The organism is Sandaracinus amylolyticus, from assembly GCF_021631985.1.
Lineage (GTDB): Bacteria > Myxococcota_A > Polyangia > Polyangiales > Sandaracinaceae > Sandaracinus > Sandaracinus amylolyticus_A.
The window spans coordinates 3,742,393-3,760,723 of record NZ_CP070225.1 but is presented as its reverse complement, the minus strand read 5'-3'; the positions used below and the strand labels follow the sequence as shown (position 1 = coordinate 3,760,723).

Annotated in this window: 15 protein-coding genes; 13 read left to right on the top strand and 2 right to left on the bottom strand. The window is 69.8% G+C overall.

Annotated elements, in window-relative coordinates:
- Positions 1-3: 3 nt before the first annotated feature.
- From nuoL to I5071_RS15595, 4 genes are read left to right on the top strand one after another with little or no spacing between them, the layout of a single operon-like run.
- Complete coding sequence (gene nuoL / locus I5071_RS15610; protein WP_236606250.1) at positions 4-2,859, top strand: NADH-quinone oxidoreductase subunit L; 2,856 nt, start codon at positions 4-6, stop codon at positions 2,857-2,859.
- Positions 2,856-4,556 carry a complex I subunit 4 family protein gene (locus I5071_RS15605; protein ID WP_236606249.1) on the top strand — a complete coding sequence of 567 codons (1,701 nt, stop codon included), beginning with the start codon at positions 2,856-2,858 and terminating at the stop codon, positions 4,554-4,556. The genes nuoL and I5071_RS15605 overlap by 4 nt, the downstream gene beginning before the upstream one ends.
- On the top strand, positions 4,553-6,061 hold the full coding sequence (locus I5071_RS15600) for an NADH-quinone oxidoreductase subunit N (protein WP_236606248.1): 1,509 nt from the start codon (positions 4,553-4,555) through the stop codon (positions 6,059-6,061). Before I5071_RS15605 ends, I5071_RS15600 begins: the two co-directional genes overlap by 4 nt.
- Positions 6,061-6,909, top strand: coding sequence for a hypothetical protein (locus I5071_RS15595; RefSeq protein WP_236606247.1), 849 nt, complete (start codon positions 6,061-6,063; stop codon positions 6,907-6,909). Before I5071_RS15600 ends, I5071_RS15595 begins: the two co-directional genes overlap by 1 nt.
- A 52-nt stretch (positions 6,910-6,961) precedes the next feature.
- Here the strand turns inward: I5071_RS15595 and I5071_RS15590 are convergent, their stop codons facing one another.
- Positions 6,962-7,891, bottom strand: a complete 930-nt coding sequence (locus tag I5071_RS15590) for a ribonuclease Z (protein WP_236606246.1) — start codon at positions 7,889-7,891, stop codon at positions 6,962-6,964.
- A gap of 144 nt (positions 7,892-8,035) precedes the next feature.
- On the opposite strand from I5071_RS15590, the gene I5071_RS15585 reads away from it, so the two are divergent.
- The 9 genes from I5071_RS15585 (at position 8,036) to frr (ending at position 17,095) form a co-directional block, all read left to right on the top strand.
- Complete coding sequence (locus tag I5071_RS15585) at positions 8,036-8,749, top strand: Bax inhibitor-1 family protein (protein WP_236606245.1); 714 nt, start codon at positions 8,036-8,038, stop codon at positions 8,747-8,749.
- Between the two features lie 132 nt (positions 8,750-8,881).
- Positions 8,882-9,988 (top strand): alpha/beta hydrolase family protein, encoded by a 1,107-nt coding sequence (locus I5071_RS15580; RefSeq protein ID WP_236606244.1) that lies wholly within the window; start codon positions 8,882-8,884, stop codon positions 9,986-9,988.
- A gap of 1 nt (position 9,989) precedes the next feature.
- Positions 9,990-11,648: a DUF1592 domain-containing protein gene (locus I5071_RS15575; protein ID WP_236606243.1), complete on the top strand. Its 1,659-nt coding sequence runs from the start codon at positions 9,990-9,992 to the stop codon at positions 11,646-11,648.
- On the top strand, positions 11,645-12,964 hold the full coding sequence (locus I5071_RS15570; RefSeq protein ID WP_236606242.1) for a DUF1552 domain-containing protein: 1,320 nt from the start codon (positions 11,645-11,647) through the stop codon (positions 12,962-12,964). The genes I5071_RS15575 and I5071_RS15570 overlap by 4 nt, the downstream gene beginning before the upstream one ends.
- Before the next feature lie 2 nt (positions 12,965-12,966).
- Positions 12,967-13,824, top strand: coding sequence for a hypothetical protein (locus tag I5071_RS15565; protein ID WP_236606241.1), 858 nt, complete (start codon positions 12,967-12,969; stop codon positions 13,822-13,824).
- 252 nt (positions 13,825-14,076) lie between these two features.
- Positions 14,077-14,964: a 30S ribosomal protein S2 gene (rpsB, locus tag I5071_RS15560; RefSeq protein ID WP_236606240.1), complete on the top strand. Its 888-nt coding sequence runs from the start codon at positions 14,077-14,079 to the stop codon at positions 14,962-14,964.
- 44 nt (positions 14,965-15,008) lie between these two features.
- On the top strand, positions 15,009-15,689 hold the full coding sequence (gene tsf, locus I5071_RS15555) for a translation elongation factor Ts (RefSeq protein ID WP_236606239.1): 681 nt from the start codon (positions 15,009-15,011) through the stop codon (positions 15,687-15,689).
- A gap of 72 nt (positions 15,690-15,761) precedes the next feature.
- Positions 15,762-16,496 (top strand): UMP kinase, encoded by a 735-nt coding sequence (pyrH, locus tag I5071_RS15550; RefSeq protein WP_236606238.1) that lies wholly within the window; start codon positions 15,762-15,764, stop codon positions 16,494-16,496.
- A 41-nt stretch (positions 16,497-16,537) separates the two neighbouring features.
- On the top strand, positions 16,538-17,095 hold the full coding sequence (gene frr / locus I5071_RS15545) for a ribosome recycling factor (RefSeq protein ID WP_236607649.1): 558 nt from the start codon (positions 16,538-16,540) through the stop codon (positions 17,093-17,095).
- An 85-nt stretch (positions 17,096-17,180) separates the two neighbouring features.
- On the opposite strand, the gene I5071_RS15540 is transcribed toward frr, so the two are convergent.
- Positions 17,181-18,224, bottom strand: coding sequence for a prephenate dehydrogenase/arogenate dehydrogenase family protein (locus tag I5071_RS15540; RefSeq protein ID WP_236606237.1), 1,044 nt, complete (start codon positions 18,222-18,224; stop codon positions 17,181-17,183).
- Positions 18,225-18,331 lie beyond the last annotated feature (107 nt).

The window sequence follows — 18,331 nt, the reverse complement described above, 5'->3', positions numbered from 1 at the left end:
ACCATGGACTTCGACTTCTCCTTGCCGACGAACCCGGCGCCGATGCTGCTGTGGATCGTCCTGCTGCCGCTCCTCGGCTCGGTCATCAACGGCTTCTTCGGTCGCGGCGCGGCCAAGGGCCTGGTGAGCGGCGTCGCGGTGGGCACCGTCGCGACCTCGTTCCTGCTCGCGCTCTACTGCTTCACGATGCTCGTCTTCGCGGGCGAGGGTGAGCACGCGGGGAACACGGCGATCACGCTCGACCTCTACCGCTGGTTCTCGGTGACGGTCGGCGAGGACTCGGTGCCCGTGAACGTGCGGTTCACGATGGATCACCTGTCCGGGATCATGACCGTGATGGTCACGGGCATCGCGTCGCTCATCCATCTGTACTCGACCGAGTACATGGGCGACGACCCGTCGTACCCGAGGTTCATGACGTATCTGAACCTCTTCACGGCCTCGATGCTGATCCTCGTGCTCGGCTCGAACCTGCCGCTGATGTTCGTCGGCTGGGAAGGCGTCGGGCTCTGCTCGTACCTGCTGATCGGGTTCTGGTGGGAGAACCCGGCGTACGCGGCCGCGGGGCGCAAGGCGTTCGTCGTCAACCGCATCGGTGACTTCGGCGTGCTCATCGGCACGTTCCTGCTGCTCTCGTCGTCGCACACGTTCGAGTTCTCCGAGATCAACGCGGGCGTGATCGAGTACGGCCAGCGTCAGGTCGAGCTCGGCGGCTTCCCGATCGGGATCACGATCGCGGGCGCGGCGGCGTTCTTCCTGTTCATCGGGTGCACCGGCAAGAGCGCGCAGCTGCCGCTCTACGTGTGGCTCCCCGACGCGATGGCCGGTCCGACGCCGGTCTCCGCGCTCATCCACGCGGCGACGATGGTCACCGCGGGCGTGTACCTCTGCTGCCGTCTCTCGCCCGTCTTCATGATGAGCGAGAACGTGATGGCGCTGATCGCCGTCACCGGCGCGCTCACCGCGCTGCTCGGCGCGTCGATCGGCGTCGTGCAGACGCAGATGAAGCGCATCCTCGCGTACTCCACCGTCAGCCAGCTGGGCTTCATGTTCGCGGCGGTGGGCATGGGCGCGTTCGCGGCCGGCATCTTCCACGTCTTCACGCACGCGTTCTTCAAGGCCTGCCTCTTCCTCGGCGCGGGCTCGGTGATGCACGCGATCCACGCGCACGGCGACGCGGACATCCGCTGGCTGGGCGGGATGCGGAAGTACATGCCGAAGACGCGCTGGACGTTCGCGCTCTCGTGCCTCGCGATCGCCGGCTTCCCGTTGATCGGCGGGTTCTTCTCGAAGGACGAGATCCTGTTCGGCGCGCTCGAGGGCGCGCAGCACTTCGGGTGGGTCGGCTACGCGGTCTTCGTGATGCTCGCGGTCGCGGCCTTCCTGACCGCGTTCTACATGTTCCGCCTCTACTTCCTCACGTTCGAGGGAGAGTTCCGCGGCGGTCACGCACCCGACGCTCACGGGCACGGCGACGATCACCACGCGGAGCCGCACGAGTCGGGCGACGCGGTGACGATCACGCTCATGGTGCTCGCGGTGGGCGCGGTGCTCGCCGGCTTCCTCGGCCTTCCGCACTGGCTCGGCGACGTGATCGGCGTGCACTGGAACCTCTGGACGCCGTGGCTCACCGGGCACGAGGGCGAGCACGGCGCGGTCGCGGCGTTCGCTGCCGAGGCGCACGAAGGCGCGCTGAGCCCGACGATGCTCGGCGTGATCGCGATGACCGTCGGCTCGCTCGTCGGCGTCGGCGGCATCGGGCTCGCGTACACCTGGTTCGGCAAGGCCGACGCGATCGCGCCGGAGCGCGAGACGCTCGTCGTGCGCATCGCGGTCGTCGCGGGCGGCGTGCTCGGAATCGCGCTCTGCGTGCTGCTCGGCCTCGAGATCGCGGAAGCGACGCACACCGCGGCGATCGTCGCGATGGCGCTCGGCCTCGTCGTGCTGGGCGCGATGTCGCTCTTCGCGCTCTACGTCGGCGCGAACCCGCGCGTCGACACGTACCGCTGGGCGATGGACAAGTGGCGCGTCGACGAGCTCTACGGGAAGACCATCGTCGCGCCGCTGCGCGGCATCTCGGTCGTCTCGGCGAACATCGATCGCATCTTCGTCGACGGCCTGCTGACGTGGGTGCCCGCCCAGGCGGCGCGCGGGGCCGGATGGGTGCTCACCCGCGCGCAGAACGGCGTGATCTACGCGTACACGATCGGCCTCACGATCGGCGCGGCCGGGCTCATCTGGTGGTTCACGTACCCGCACACCGATCTCGTCGGTGAGGCACAGGACGCGAACGTCACGTGGACCGCGGATCGCGGCCCCGGCTACGAGTACCGCTGGGACTTCGACAGCGACGGCGACTGGGACACCGACTGGTCGACCGAGAGCACGGCGACGCACTCGTACGGCGGTGACGACGCGTTCTACGGTCTCGTCGCGGTGCTCGAGGCAGGCGCGCTCGACGTCGAGTCGATCGAGATCGAGCTCTCCGACGACCCCGCGAGCGTGCCGGTCGATCGACTGCCCGTGGAGTGGGTGCGCGCGCCCGGCGAGGGCGAGGAAGCCCCGCGCGATCCCGCGCCGCCGACCGTGCGCCTCGAGGGCGGCCAGGTCGTGCTCACCGCGAACGACGCGGTGGTGCGCGGCGGGACGCAGACCGACGAGGATCGAGAGGCGGGCACGTTCCGCCTCTCGCCCGGAGACACCGCGCGCATCGGGCTCGCGGGCCTCCGCATCGCCGTCCGAGCGCGCGCGACCGTCCAGGTGCGCAACGTCTTCGGCAACTTCACCCGCGCGCGCGAGGAGCTGACCCTCCGCGTGCCCCACACCGAGCTCGAGCCGATCGCGAGGACCGAGCGATGAGCCGTCTTCTCTCGCTACTGCTTCTGATTCCGCTCTTCGGAGCGCTCGTGGTCGCGTTCATGCCGCGTCAGTGGCTGAACGGGATCCGCCGCGTGAGCCTGGGCTTCATGCTCGTCGAGCTCTTCGTCTCGACGTGGCTGCTCGACGGCGACTACTCGACCGGCGCGTACCAGTTCGTCGAGCGCCAGGAGTGGATCCCGACGTTCGGCATCCGCTACGAGCTCGGCATCGACGGCATCTCGCTCTGGCTGGTCCTGCTGACCACGCTGCTGACGCCGATCTCGCTCTGGGTCTCGTGGGGCTCGGTCTCCACGAAGATCAAGGAGTACGCGGTCAGCTTCCTGCTGCTCGAAGTGGGCATGATCGGCGCGTTCGTCGCGCTCGACCTGTTCCTCTTCTACATCTTCTGGGAGCTGATGCTGGTCCCGATGTACCTGATCATCGGGATCTGGGGCGGAAAGGACCGCATCTACGCCGCGGTCAAGTTCTTCCTCTATACGTTCGTCGGCTCGCTGCTGATGCTGGTCGCGATCCTGTACGTCGCGAGCCGCTACCACCAGCTCGCGGTCGAAGCGGGGCTCCCCGCGGAGATGCAGTGGTCGTTCTCGCTCGAGCACCTGCGCCACGTGGTGCTGAGCTTCGACGAGCAGATCTGGCTCTTCGCCGCGTTCGCGCTCGCGTTCGCGATCAAGGTCCCGATGTTCCCGCTGCACACCTGGCTGCCCGACGCGCACGTCCAGGCGCCCACGGGTGGCTCGGTGATCCTGGCCGCGGTGCTCCTGAAGCTCGGCGGCTACGGCTTCCTGCGCTTCGCGATGCCGCTCTTCCCGTACGCGGCGCACTGGGTCGGTCCGAGCCTCGCGGTCTTCGCGGTGATCGGCATCGTCTACGGCGCGATCTGCGCGTGGGTGCAGCGCGACGTGAAGAAGCTCGTCGCGTACTCCTCGGTGAGCCACCTCGGCTTCGTGATGCTCGGCATCTTCGCGATGACGACGGGCAGCGTGAGCGGTGCGGTGCTGCAGATGATCGCGCACGGCGTGTCGACCGGCGCGCTCTTCATCCTGGTCGGCGTCGTCTACGACCGTCGCCACACCCGTGACCTCGCGGACTTCGGCGGCCTCGCGAAGGTGATGCCCTGGTACGCGGTGTTCTTCGTGATCATCACGATGAGCTCGGTGGGCCTGCCCGGCACCAACGGCTTCATCGGCGAGTTCATGATCCTGAGCGGCACGTTCGTGTCGGATCAGCTCTCGGTCTGGGAGAAGATCTTCACGTTCTTCGCGGCGACCGGCGTGATCCTCGCGGCGGTCTACATGCTCCACGCGGTGCTCAAGATGTTCTGGGGCCCCGTGGACAAGAAGGACAACGAGGGCCTGCCCGACGTGAACCGTCGCGAGGTGATCGCGCTCGTTCCGCTGGTCATCGCGGTGTTCTGGATGGGCCTCTTCCCGAGCACGATGCTCGACTCGATCGAGCCCAGCGTCGAGCAGATGATCACGGAGTACAACGCGCGCTGGAACGCGGACTGGCGCGACGACTCGCCGCGTCTGATCCCGTTCCCCGAGCTCGCGCCGGCGGAAGGCGAGGGCGCGGAGGGCGAACCGGCGCCCGAGGGTGAAGCGGCGGAAGCGCCGAGCGTCGACGCCGTTCGCGTCGCTGGGCTGGCCGGGGCTGCGGCGGTCGGAGGTGCGCGATGATCGAGTTCTTCGGACCGGTGGTCCCCCTCCTCCCGCTGCTCTTCCTCGCGCTCGCGGGGCTCGCCCTGATGTTGGTCGACGCCTTTGTGAAGGAGGGCGCGGAGCCGGCGCTGCTCAGCTTCGTCATCCTCGCGGCGACCGCCGGGATCTCGCTGTTCCTCTGGGACGTGCCGGCGACCGCGGAGAGCGCGGCGCTGGTCGGTCACTGGGTCGCGGCGGACAAGCTCTCGCTCTTCATCGACGTCGCGGTGTGCGGCGGAGCGGCCTTCGCGGCGCTGCTCGCGGGGGGCTACCTGCGCGAGCACGGGCTCGATCGCGGCGAGTTCTACGCCCTCCTGATCTTCAGCACGTTCGGCGCGATGGCCCTCGGCCGCTCGAACGACGTGCTCACGCTCTTCGTCGCGCTCGAGACGCTCTCGCTCGGTGCGTACGGCATGGTGGCGTTCCGCCGCCAGAGCCCGCGCGCAGCCGAGGGCGCGATGAAGTACTTCCTGCTCGGCAGCTTCGCGTCGGCGATCCTGCTCTTCGGCTCGGCGCTCATCTACGGCGCGACCGGGCACACCGACTTCCCGAGCATCGCGGCGGCGCTCGAGGCGGGCGACGCGGACCTGCGGCTGACGCTGGTCGCGATGGCGCTCCTGCTCGTCGGCCTCGCGTTCAAGGTGAGCGCGGTGCCGTTCCACATGTGGACGCCCGACGCGTACGAGGGCGCGGTCACGCCGGCGACGACGTTCATGGCGGTCGCGGTGAAGGCGGCGGTCGTGGGCGTGCTGCTCCGCGTGTTCTTCGTCGCGTTCGGCGACGACATGCTCACGGCGGACGCGGCGGGCTGGCCCCCGGCGATCGCGGGTCTCGCGGCGATCACGATGGTCGTCGGCAACCTCGCGGCGATCGTGCAGAAGAGCGTGAAGCGCATGCTCGCGTACTCGTCGATCGCGCACGCGGGGTACATCCTCGTCGGCGTCGCGGCAGCGGGTGTGACCGGCGAGGGCCGCGGCTGGGACGAGGGCGCGCTCTCGTCGGTGCTCTACTACCTGCTCGCGTACACCGTCTCGAACGTGCTCGCGTTCGGCGCGCTGATCCTCGCGGGTTCGCGCGGCAAGGAAGCGGTGACCTACGAGGACCTCGCGGGCCTCGGCCGTCGTCATCCGATGGTCGCGGTGCCCTTCGTGCTCGGCGTGCTCTCGCTGATGGGCTTCCCGCCGACGGCGGGGTTCTTCGGGAAGTACTACGTGCTCGAGGCCGCGGTCGCGGCCGGCGGCGGCATGGTGTGGCTCGCGGTGCTGCTCGTGCTCACGAGCGCGGTTGGCGCGTACTACTACCTGCGCGTCATCGTCTTCCTGTTCATGAAGCAGCCCGAGCCGGGCGCGCCGGTCGCGGTGCCGATGCGCTCCTGGTACGTCGCGGCGGCGCTGGTGCTCTCGGGGTACTTCGTGCTGCGCATGGGCATCGCGCCCGGCGCGTACCTGGACCTCGCGCTGCAGGCGGCGCAGAACCTCGGTTGATGACCAAGAACATCGCGCTCGCGCTGCTGCTGTTCGCGTCGCTGGGCGGCTGCCAGTGCGGCGGCGAGCGCGAGCCCGAGGAGACGACGAGCGAGTCCGAGCCCTCGACCGGTGCGTACGGCGACACGCCGACCGGCATCGTCGAGGGCATCGTGCGCCTCGCCGAAGGCACCGAGCTCCCGACGTATCCGCAGAACCCGCTGGTCGTCCCGGGACGCACCGCGATCCCCGACGACTGCACGCCGCCGCGCGAGGTCGATCGCACGCCGGTCGTGGTCGCCGGGGAGACGGGCGGCCTCGTCGGCCTCTCGATCGTCGGCACCGGCACCGACGACGATCGCTGGCCGACGCGCCCGCCGGTCACGCACGAGATCACGATCCGCGACTGCCGCATCCAGCCCTCGCTGGTCGTCACGACGCGCGGCGATCAGGTGCGGCTCTCGAACGACACCGACTATCCGTTCTTCCCCGAGCTCGGTGAGGGCGTCCTCCAGGCGCTGCTGCGCGCCGAGCCCCGCATGATCACGCTCGATCAAGGCGGCGTGCGCACCATCCAGTGCGGCTTCGCCGCGCCCTGCGGGCGGATGGAGCTCATCACGCTCTACCACCCGGTGCACACGGTCTCGCAGCCGAACGGGCGCTTCCGCCTCGAGATCCCGTCCGGCCAGGACGTGCGCATCACCGCGTGGCACCCGCTCTTCCACGAAGCGCACGTCACGGCGCGCGTCGAGCCCGGCGAGACGCGCCAGGTCGAGCTCACGATCCGTCCCGCGCCGATGGTCGCGCCGCCGACCGAGCCGCGCGGCGAGCCCGCGGACGTCAATCCGCAGCCGAACGTCCCGTTCTGACTCGTCGCGAAGCTCACTCGCGTCGATCCCGACGCAAGTGAGCGCGTCGCCATCAGTCGGTGGCGCCGAGGCGCTTCGGCACCGACACACGATCCCCGTCGCGCACCGCGACCACGTCGCCCTCGGGCCACACGCTCTTCGCCTCTTCGACGAACGGCTTGGTCGACCCGTAGCGCTGCGAGAAGTGCGTGAGCACGAGCCGTCGTGCGCCCGCCTCGCGCGCGATGATGCCCGCCTGCTTCGCGGTCAGGTGCCCGTGCGCGCGCGCCTCGCGCTCTTCGCTCGAGAGGTACGTCGACTCGCAGAGCACGAGATCCGCGCCGCGCGCGAGCTCGATCGCCGAGTCGCACATGCGCGTGTCCATGATCATCGCGAAGCCCTGGCCCGCCTTGAACAGGCTCACGTCGTCGAGCTCCACCACGCGCCCGTCGATCTCGATCGATCCGTCGCGGATGAGCTGCTTGATCGCCGGGCCCTTCACGCCCGCGGCCGCGAGCTTCTCCGGGAGCATCGTTCGCCCGTCGCGCTCCTGCAGGCGATACCCGAAGCACTCCACGCCGTGATCGAGGCGACGCGCCGTGATCGTCAGCTTGTCGGTCTCGTGGATCACGCCCTCGCCGCGGATCGGGCGAGGCGCGACCTTGCCGACCTCGTGATAGATCGACGCGTAGCGCATGCGCTCGTAGAAGACCTGCCCCGACGCCGGGAAGTGCACGTCGATCTCGTGCGGCACGCGATCGAGGCTGATGCGCTGGTGCAGGCCCGCGAGCCCGAGGCAGTGATCGCCGTGGAAGTGCGTCACGAGGATGCGCGTCACCTGCGTGACCGTCACCTCGGCGTAGATCATCTGGCGCTGCGTGCCCTCGCCGGGATCGAAGAGGAGCCCTTCCTCGTCCCAGCGGAGCAGATAGCCGTTGTGGTTCCGATAGCGGGTCGGAACCTGGCTCGAGGTGCCGAGGACGATGAGCTCGCGGGCGGACATCGGGGGCTTCGCGGGGCGCCTTTGGTGACACCCGAGCGTCGCACGCGCAAGGACGCGACGTGCTCACCTTGACCGCTTCGGGAACACGCTCGAAGCTCTGCGCGTAGAACTCGGGCCTCGACACGAGGGGAGGCGCAGGGCGTCATGCAACAGAGCTTCGACGGTTACGCAGGTGGGTTCACGGCGGCGCAGGCGTCCGTCGAGGATCGCGCAGGGTTCATCTTCCGCACGTACGTGCACCTCGTGGGCGCGATCTTCGCGTTCGTGTTCCTCGAGGCTGCGCTCTTCATGACCGGCATCGCGCAGATGGTCTCGGAGACCATCCTGGGCACCGGCCGCCTCGGCTGGCTCGTCGTGCTCGGCGGGTTCATCGCCGTCAGCTGGATCGCCGACAAGTGGGCGCGCAGCGACGCGGGCCAGGCCATGCAGTACGCGGGGCTCGGCCTCTACGTCGTCGCGGAAGCGGTGATCTTCATGCCGCTGCTCTACCTCGCGACGCTGATCGATCCCTCGGCGATCCCGACCGCGGGCCTGGTGACGCTCGTGCTCTTCGGCGGCCTCACCGGCATCGTGTTCCTGACGCGCCACGACTTCTCGTTCCTGCGCGGGATCCTCGGTGTCGCGGCGCTCGGCGCGTTCGGCGTGATCATCTGCAGCGCGCTCTTCGGATTCTCGCTCGGCGTGCTCTTCTCGGGCGCGATGGTCGTGCTCGCGGGCGGCTACATCCTCTACTACACGTCGAGCGTGCTGCATCACTACCGCGTCGATCAGCACGTCGCGGCGGCGCTCGCGCTGTTCTCGTCGGTGGCGCTGCTCTTCTGGTACGTGCTCCGCATCTTCCTCGCCTCGCGCCGCTGATTTCGCCGGCTCGTGAGCGTCGAGAGGCCCCGATCCGCGGCGCGGATCGGGGCCTCTCGCATTCCGTCGCCGCACGATTCGTGAACGCCCCCCGTTGACGAATCGTTGGAGTTGCAACGATGCTTCGCGCCCGTGAAGTGGCTTATCCTCTTGGCATGCGTCGTGGTGGTCGGGTGTGGGAGCCCCGCGGGTGACCCACCCGACGCGAACGCCGAGCCCGACGCCGGGCCCGTCGAGATCGGCGATCCGCTGAGCTGGGCGCTCGACGAGGCGGGCCCGTTCCGCGTCGGCTACCAGCGGTTCGAGCACACCTATCGCCCCGACGGCCTCGATGCCGATCGCACCATCGCGGTGCACGTCTGGTATCCGACGCTCGACACGAGCGGCCCGGCCCCGATGTACGGCGGCCTGGTGCGCGATCGCGACGCGCTCAGCGACGCGACGCCCGCGTCTCCAGCGCACGCCTCGGGGCGCTACCCGGTCCACGTCTACTCGCACGGCCATCGCGGCTTCGCAGGCGTCAGCGCGTTCCTCCACCGTCGCCTCGCGTCGCACGGCTGGATCACGATCGCGCCCGACCACACCGGCAACACGCTGCTCGACAACGTCGATCCGCGCGCGGTCGCCCTCTATTACCTGCGCTCGCTCGACGTGCGCGAATCAGTCGACGCGTTCGTCGCGCGCGGCGAGCTCGATGCCGACACCGATCACCTGCTGCTCACCGGGCACAGCTTCGGCACCCACACCGTCTGGGCGAGCGCGGGCGCGACGTTCGACGTCGATCGCATCGAGAGCACGGGCTGCACGACCGAGACGCCGTGCACCGACGCGCAGCTCGACGTGTTCCGCGCGGGCGTGCGCGACGAGCGCATCGTCGCCGCGGTGCCGATGGCGGGCATCGTGTCGAGCGACTGGTTCGGCGACACCGGGCACACGACGGTGTCGATCCCGCTGCTCGCGATGACGGGCAGCGCGGACGCGAACACGATGTCGGGCGCCGACGCGCAGTTCGAGCGCGCGAGCACGCTCGCGGACTTCACGTGGATCGACGTCGACGGCGCGTGCCACGAGTTCTTCGGGCTCGGGTGCGACGACCCGACGGGCGAGCAGGAGCGCGTCGTGGGGACGTACGTGCTCGCGCTCGGTCGTCGTCACGTGCTCGGCGACCAGAGCGTGACGGCGGTGCTCGAGGGGACGAGCGCGGTCTCGGACCGCGTGACGCTGCGACGGGGGGAGTGACATGCAGCGCCTGAGGTGGAGAGACAGCGCGCTCGTCGCGCTCGTGGTGCTCGTGACGAGCGGTGGATGCGCGGGCGACGACGAGCCCGAGCCCGCGGGGCCGGAGCGCTCGTTCGTGCTGCCCTTCGATCCAGGGCCGCGCGTGATGCAGCGCCTGACGCGCGCGCAGTACGTCAATGCGGTGCGCGACATCTTCGGCGAGGACATCGTCGTCGTCGCGAGCGGGCTCGAGCCCGATGCGGCGCGCGACGGCTTCTTCGCGCTCGGCGCCGCGCAGACGAGCGTCTCGTCGCGCGGCGTCGAGCAGTACGAGCGCGCCGCGTACCAGATCGCATCGCAGGTGCTCGCGCCCGAGCGACGCGAGCGCGTGGTGTCGTGCACGCCGAGCGCGGTGTCCGACGAAGCGTGCGCGCGTGAGGTGCTCGCGCCGATCGCACAGCGCGCGTGGCGTCGTCCGGTGATCGACGAGGAGCTCACCGCGCTCGTCGGCGTCGCGGGCCAATCCGCGGTGGTGCTCGAGGACTTCCACGCCGGGCTCGAGTACGCGCTCGCCGCGATCCTCCAGTCGCCCGATTTCCTCTATCGCCCGCAGACCGGCGTGATCGACGACGGGGATCCCGCGCGCGGATGGCTCGACGGGTACGAGCTCGCGACGCGCCTCTCGTTCTTCTTCTGGAACACGATCCCCGACGACGCGCTGCTCGCTGCCGCGCAGTCGGGCGCGCTCGACGATCCGGAAGGGCTCGACGCGGAGATCGATCGCCTGCTCGACTCGCCGCGCGCGCGCGCCGGCATCCGCGCGTTCGCCGACGACTGGCTGCAGCTGGGCGCGCTCCAGGATCTCTCGAAGGACCCGACGATCTTCACCTCCGCGAGCCCCGATCTCGGCCCCGCTGCGCGCGAGGGCACGCTGCGCACGATCGAGCACTTCGTGTTCGATCTCGAGGGCGACTACCGCGACCTCATGACGACGCGCGAGACCTTCGTCGATCGACGCCTCGCCGCGCTCTACGTCGTGCGCGCGCCGGCGAGCGAGGGCTTCGGGCTCGTCGAGCTCCCCGAGACCTCGCCGCGCCGCGGTCTGCTCGGACAAGCGAGCGTGCTCGCGACGTGGGCGCATCCCGTCTCGACCTCACCCACGCTCCGCGGTCGCTTCGTGCGCGAGGCGCTGCTCTGCCAGCCGGTGCTGCCTCCGCCGGTCGGCGTCGACACCGCGATCCCCGAGCCCTCCGCCGAAGCGCGCACGCTCCGCGAGCGCCTCGCGTCGCATCGCGAGAACGACTTCTGCGCCGGCTGTCACGCGCAGCTCGATCCGATCGGCCTCGGTCTCGAGCAGTTCGACGGGATCGGTCGCTTCCGCACGCGCGACGAGGACGTGCCGATCGACGCGAGCGGCGAGCTCGACGGCGTCGCGTTCGCCGATGCGTCAGAGCTCGCGCTCGCGCTGCGCGGTCATCCCGCGCTCGTGCCCTGCTTCGTCGATCGCATGATGACGTACGCGGGCGGGCACCTGCTCACCGAGGGCGAGGACGCGGCGCACCAGGCGCTCACGATCGAGCTCGCGCGCGAGGGCTATCGCGTGCGCGCCCTGATGCGCGCGATCGCGCGCCATCCGTTCTTCCGTGGGGTCTCGATGGTCAACGAGGAGGGCACGCCGTGACGCGCTTCCGTCTCGATCGGCGCACGATGCTGAAGGGCATGCTCGGTGGCGCCGCGGTCTCGATCGCGCTGCCCACGCTCGACGTGTTCCTCAACGACTCGGGCACTGCCTACGCCGACTGCGGCGCGCTCCCGGTGCGCTTCGGCTGGTGGTTCTTCGGCAACGGCGTGATCCCCGAGCTCTGGGTCCCGCAGGGCACCGGTCGCTCGTACGTGCTGCCCGAGCAGACCGCGCCGCTCGAGCCGATGCGCGAGAAGATCTCGTTCGTCACCGGCACGCGCGTGATGACGCCCAACACGAGCCCGCACGGATCGGGCCCCGCGGGCCTGCTCGCCGGCGGCGACATGACCTCGAGCTATCCCGGCCCGACGATCGATCAGATCGTCGCCGAGGCCGATGGCTTCCGCGGCGCGACGCGCTTCCGCTCGCTCGAGATCGGCGTGCAGCGCGCGACGACGGGGCTCTCGCACAGCGGGCCCGACGCGGTGAACCCGCCCGAGTGCTCGCCCGCCGCGCTCTTCGAGCGTCTCTTCGGCGCGGGCTTCCGCGCCCCCGGCGAGACCACCGAGCCCGATCCGCGCCTCGCGCTGCGACGCAGCGTGCTCGACGCGGTCACCGGCCAGGCGCGACGCCTCCAGTCGCGCGTCGGCGCGCGCGATCGCCAGCGCATCGAGGAGCACCTCGACGGCATCCGCGCGATCGAGACGCAGATCGCGCGCCTGCAGGAGGACCCGCCGAACCTCGCCGCGTGCATGCGCCCGACCGCGCCCACGACCGACTATCCGGACCTCGAGGGCCGCCCGCAGATGAGCGCGATCTCGCGCGTGATGAGCGACCTCTGCGCGATGGCGCTCGCGTGCGATCAGACCCGCGTCTTCAGCGTGATGTTCAGCCAGCCGGTGAACAACACGCTCTTCCTCGACACCACCGCGGGCCACCACCAGCTCACCCACGACGAGCCGGGCAACCCGCAGCCCGAGGTGAACCGCGTCGTCACCTTCGTTCACGAGGAGATGGCGTACTTCCTCTCCGCGCTCGATCGCATCGTGGAGGGCGACGGCACGCTGCTCGATCACGCCGCAGTGCTGTGCACGACCGACGTCTCGTTCGGTCGCACCCACTCGATCGAGAACTATCCGCTCGTCATCGCGGGCGGCGCGTGCGGCGCGCTGCGCACCGGCATCCATCACGCGGCGCCGGGCGCGAACGCGACCTCGGTGAGCCTCTCGCTGATGCGCGCGGTCGGGCTCAACGCCGCGGAGTTCGGCTTCGGGGTGGGGCGCGCGACCGACGGGCTCTCGGAGATCGAGGTGTGATCGTGCAGCGCGCGATCATCCTGCTCGCCGCGCTCGCGCTCGCAGCGTGCGGGCCCGACGACATGGAGCCCACGGGCCCGCGTGCGTGCGAGAGCGCGCTGCCCGAGCAGTCCGGAATCATTCGCTGGATGGCCTTCGAGGTCGCCGAGGACGGCGTGAGCGAGGGCTTCGATCTCGACGAGAGCCTCGGGCCGACCTTCGAAGCGAGCGCGTGCCGCGCGCGCGACTTCGTCGACGCCGACGGCCGCGACGGCATCGACAACCAGCTCACGCCGATCATCCCCGCGCTCGAGAACCAGGTGGGCGAGGGCACCCTCGACGCGCTCCTGCAGAGCTCGATCAGCAACGGTCAGCTGCTCATCGGGCTCACCCTCGAGGGCCTCGACGATCCGCGGAACGACGACTGCGTGACCCTCGTCGTGCGCACGCTCACCGGCACGCCCCTGCTCGGCACCGATGGGATGCTGCTCGACGGACAGACGCTGCAGGTCTCGCCCGAGGCGCGCACCGCGCGCTACGAGGGCGCGGTGCTGCGCGACGGAGTGCTCGAGACGGGCCCCTTCGAGCTCGCGCTCCCGGTCTCGATCCTCGACGCGCGCTTCGTGCTCGACCTCCACGGCGCGCGTGTGCGCGTGCGCATCCACGAGGACGGCTCGATGAGCGGCGTGTTCGCGGGCGGGATCTCGAACGACCAGATGATCGAGATCGCGAGCGGCCTGAACATCGGTGAGGACCTGATGAGCACCGTCGCGACGTTCATCCGGCTCATCGCGGACCTCGAGCCGGTCGACGGCAAGTGCACGCAGTTCAGCGCGTCGATGGTGTTCGAGGCGGGCTCCGGGTTCGTCGACCCGCTGTAATTCCCGAGGGGCTCCGCCCCCTGCGCGAACCCCCGGCGGCTCACCCCGTTGGACTCGGTGCGTGCGCGTGGTATACCGCGCGCCGCTCTGGCGGGACCCCTCGCTGGGCCGGGGCGCCTCGAGGCGCTCCGTAACTACTCACATCTCCCCGAATCCATTCGGCTTTTCGAGTGGTCGTAACGGGACGGCCCGGTGCCCATCTCTCGATGGGTCGCCGCCCCGGGGAGGTGGAGGAGCCAACCGGAGACCCACATGACCGACGTCCAGACCACCGAAGCGACCACGCAGGACTACGCGTCCGAGCTCCCCCTCAGCCTCCGCGCCCTGATCGATGCCGGCGTCCACTTCGGGCACCAGACCCGTCGTTGGAACCCGAAGATGCGCCCGTTCATCTTCGGCGCGCGCAACGGCATCCACATCATCGACCTCGACCAGACCGCGGTCCTGTTCAAGCGCGCCTACGACTTCGTCGTCGAGGCGGTCGGCCGCGGCGGCCACGTGCTCTTCGTCGGCACGAAGCGCCAGGCGGTCGAGACGGTGCAGGAGGAGGCGGCCCGCGCCGGTCAGTTCTTCGTCACCGGCCGCTGGCTGGGCGGCACGCTCACGAACTTCCGCACCGTGAAGGGCGCGATCGAGCGCCTTCGCGAGCTCGACCGGATGTTCGAGGACGGCACCGCCGAGAACTTCGTCAAGAAGGAGCAGATGAAGCTCAAGCGCGAGCAGGAGCGCCTCGAGAAGTTCATCGGCGGCATCAAGATGATGAACGCGCACCCGGCGGCGGTGTTCGTCATCGACCCGCACCACGAGCACATCGCGGTCAGCGAGGCTCGCAAGCTCAACATCCCGATCGTCGCGATCACCGACACCAACTGCGATCCCGACGTCATCGACTTCGTGATCCCCGGCAACGACGACGCGATCCGCAGCATCAAGCTGTTCACGTCGAAGATCGCCGACGCGTGCATCGAGGGCCAGCAGCGCCGCCGCGAGTTCCGCGGTGGTGAGGGCGGCCACGAGCGCGGTGGCGAGGGCGGCGCGCGCGTCGAGGTCGAGTTCCAGCGCGGCGGCCGTCGCGGTGGTGGCGGCGACCGTCGTGGCCCGCGCGGTCCGCGCGGTGGTGGCGGCGGCGGCGAGAGCTGAGCCCGAGCAGATTCGCACCGAAGATCGAGAGAGAGGTTAGAGACATGGCGAACGTCACCGCTCAGCAGGTGAAGGCGCTCCGCGATCGCACGGGCGCCGGCATGAACGACTGCCGCATGGCCCTCATCGAGGCCGACGGCAACGAAGAGAAGGCCGTCGAGATCATCCAGAAGAAGGGTCTCGCGAAGGCGGCCAAGAAGGCGGGCGCGATCGCGGCCGAGGGCCTGATCCACTCGTACATCCACTCGAACGCGCGCATCGGCGTGCTGGTCGAGGTGAACTGCCAGACCGACTTCGTGGCGCGTGGCGACGAGTTCAAGTCGTTCGTGAACGAGGTCGCGCTGCAGATCGCGTCGAGCTCGCCGCTTTACGTGCGCCGCGAGGAAGTGCCGCAGGCGGACCAGGACAAGCAGCTCGCGATCTTCCGCGGCCAGATGGAAGAGGAAGAGCAGAAGACCGGGAAGAAGCGCCCGGAGGCGGCGGTCGCGAAGATCCTCGAGGGCAAGCTGGACAAGTGGTTCAGCGAGGTGTGCCTCGACGAGCAGGAGCTCGTCACCCGCGACGACAAGAAGACCGTCAAGGGCGTGGCCGAAGAGCTGACCGCCAAGATCGGCGAGAAGATCTCGGTGCGCCGCTTCGTGCGCTACGAGCTCGGCGAGGGCATCGAGAAGAAGGCGACCGACCTCGCGGCCGAGGTCGCGGAGCAGCTCAAGGGAATGAGCTGATCCGAAGGTTCCTTCGGTTCGATCCTTCCTGATCTCATTCGATCGGCAGCGCGCCGGTCACGAGGGAAAGCGATGAGCGGTCTTCGTTTCCGGCGCGTGATGCTGAAGCTCTCGGGTGAGGCCCTGGCGGGCACCGAGGGCGGGTTCGGAATCGATCAGCCCACGCTGCAGATCCTCGCGACGGAAGTCGCGGAGGCTCACGCGCTCGGCGCGGAGTGCGGCGTGGTGATCGGCGGCGGCAACATCTTCCGCGGGCTCAAGGGCAGCGCGCAGGGGATGGACCGCGCGACCGCCGACTACATGGGAATGCTCGCGACGGTGATCAACAGCCTCGCGCTGCAGGACACGCTCGAGCGCCTCAAGGTGCCGACGCGCGTGCTGAGCGCGCTGGAGATCCGCCAGGTCGCGGAGCCGTACATCCGGCGCCGCGCGATCCGCCACCTCGAGAAGGGGCGCGTCGTCATCTTCGCGGCGGGCACCGGCAACCCGTTCTTCTCGACCGACACCGCGGCTGCGCTGCGCAGCATGGAGATCGGCGCCGAGCTGCTCTGCAAGGCGACGAAGGTCGAGGGCGTCTACGACAAGGATCCCGCGAAGCACACGGACGCGGTGATGTTCCGGCGCCTCACGTACGATCGCTGCCTGAGCGATCGCATCGGCGTGATGGACTCGACCGCGATGGCGCTCGCGCGCGAGAACAAGCTCCCGATCCGCGTCTTCGCGCTGCTGAAGCGCGGCAACATCAAGCGCGTCCTGCTCGGCGAAGACGTCGGCACGCTGGTGACGGAGACCGGCCAGGAGTCGTAGACTCCACGCTCTTACGCGTTCGGAGGAGATTCGTCATGGGCATGATCGAGGACACGATGGAGGAGCTGCGCTCCAGCATCGCGAAGGCGCACGAAGCGCTGCGCCGCGAGCTGAGCCGCATCCGCACCGGCCGCGCGACCGCGGACCTGCTCGACTCGATCCGCATCGACTACTACGGCACGGCGACGCCGCTCGCGCAGATGGCGAGCGTGTCGGTGCCCGAGCCGCGCCTGCTCACGGTGAAGCCGTGGGATCGCTCGCAGCTGCGCGCGATCGAGAAGGCGATCGTGGACAGCCCGCTCGGGCTCACGCCGCAGAACGACGGCGAGATCATCCGCATCCCGATGCCGCCGCTCACCGAGCAGCGCCGCAAGGAGCTCGCGAAGCTCGCGCGTGGTCACCTCGAGGACGCGAAGATCGCGATCCGCAAGGCGCGCCACGAGTGCCGCGACATGCTCGCCCAGATCGAGAAGGACGGCGACGCGAGCGCGGACGAGGTCGATCGCGCGACGAAGTCGATGGAGGACGTCGTCAAGGACGGCACCGCCAAGGCCGACGAGATCGTCGCGGCGAAGGAGAAGGACATCCTCACGGTCTGAGTATCTCGACCGCGAGGATCCCGTACGAGGGCCGTCGAGCTTCGCGCTCGGCGGCCCTCGTTTTTTCGCGGAGCGGAGGACCGACTCAGCCCTGCACGCGGCGCGAGAAGCGCAGCACGGCGCGGAACACGTCCTCGACGCTCTGCGCGTCGATCTGCAGCTCCTTCGCCCACTCGCGACGCGCCTCGAGCACCTGCGCCTCGCGCGTCGGGTCGTGCACCGGCTTGCCCTCGCGCGTCTTCGCGGCGCGCGCGCGGCGGCTCAGCTCGGCGCGCCGCGCGAGCAGCTCGACGATCTCGCGATCGAGCTCGTCGATCAGATCGCGCGCTTCGACGAGCTCAGGCGAGTGCTCGACCGGCGACTCGGGGATCGCGAGCGCCACGTCGCGCGTCGCGGGCGCGGCCTTCGCGATGCTCGCGTCGAGCGCGGAGAGCGCGTCGATCAAGCGACGTCGCGCATCGGTCGCGTAGGGGTTCTCGGCCTGGATCGCCGCGAACAGATGACCGGCATCGCCGCGCACCGACTCGATGGTGCGCGCCATCGCCTGGAACGAGGGCGGCGCGTTGGGCACGCGAGGATCGACGCCCGCGTCGAGCATGCCCTTCGCGACGAAGAACGCGAGCGCGTGCGTGTCGGCCATCGCCTTGTCGTGCGCGTGCGCGTCCTGCTCGAGCGTCCAACATCCGACGCGCTCGTAGAGCGCGCGCGCCTGCGCAGCGGTGCCGGGGTGCATCGGGTTCGGGCAGATCACGACGCGCAGCGGGCGCTCCGCGTGCGCGAGCGAGACGGGACCGAAGAGCGGGTGCGTGCCGATCCACGGGATCTCGGTCCCGAGGATCTCGCGCATCGCCTCGATCGGGTGGACCTTCACGCTGCCCACGTCGAGCACGAGCTGCTCGGGCGTCAGGTGCGGGCGCAGCGCGCGCAGCACGCCGGGCATCACGCCGACCGGCACCGAGACGATCACCGCGTCCGCGCCCTTCGCCGCTTCTTCGATCGACGACGCGCGACGCTCGGCGGGCATCTCGGCGTGCGGGTCGTACGCGCGGACGTCGAAGCCCGACTCGACCATCAGATCCGAGAGCGCGCGGCCGAAGCGGCCGTGCCCGAGCATCGCGATCCTGCGCATGAGGGCGCGAATCATAGCGCCGCGTCCGCGCGCCGCCCGTCGTGGTGCTCGCGCGTTGGAATGGGTGGCTCCAGACGCACGAAGCCCGCCGATCGAGCGTGTCGATC